The organism is Terribacillus sp. AE2B 122, from assembly GCF_902497585.1.
GTDB lineage: Bacteria > Bacillota > Bacilli > Bacillales > Amphibacillaceae > Terribacillus > Terribacillus saccharophilus_A.
Genome location: NZ_LR700942.1, coordinates 74,608 through 74,881, shown reverse-complemented (window position 1 = coordinate 74,881; position 274 = coordinate 74,608). Strand labels below are relative to the sequence as shown.

The 274-nt window shown below is 50.4% G+C and carries 1 protein-coding gene; it reads right to left on the bottom strand.

What is annotated here, in order from left to right:
* A partial coding sequence (locus tag AE2B122_RS00345; RefSeq protein WP_305852001.1) for a malic enzyme-like NAD(P)-binding protein occupies positions 1-274 on the bottom strand: 274 nt, incomplete at both ends.

Below are 274 nucleotides of genomic sequence, written 5' to 3'. Positions count from 1 at the left end.
GATACGGTTGACGCCAGTATCCATTGCTGCTTTTGCTACTGCTTTGGCAACAGCTGGAGCGACACGCGGATCAAATGGAGCTGGGATAACGTAATCTTCGTTCAATTCGCTTTCGTCAATTAGTTCGGCAATTGCTTTTGCAGCTGCAATCTTCATTTCTTCGTTAATGCCAGTTGCGCGAACATCCAGGGCACCACGGAAGATACCAGGGAAGGCAAGTACATTGTTCACCTGGTTCGGGAAGTCAGAGCGTCCAGTACCGATAACGCGGGCG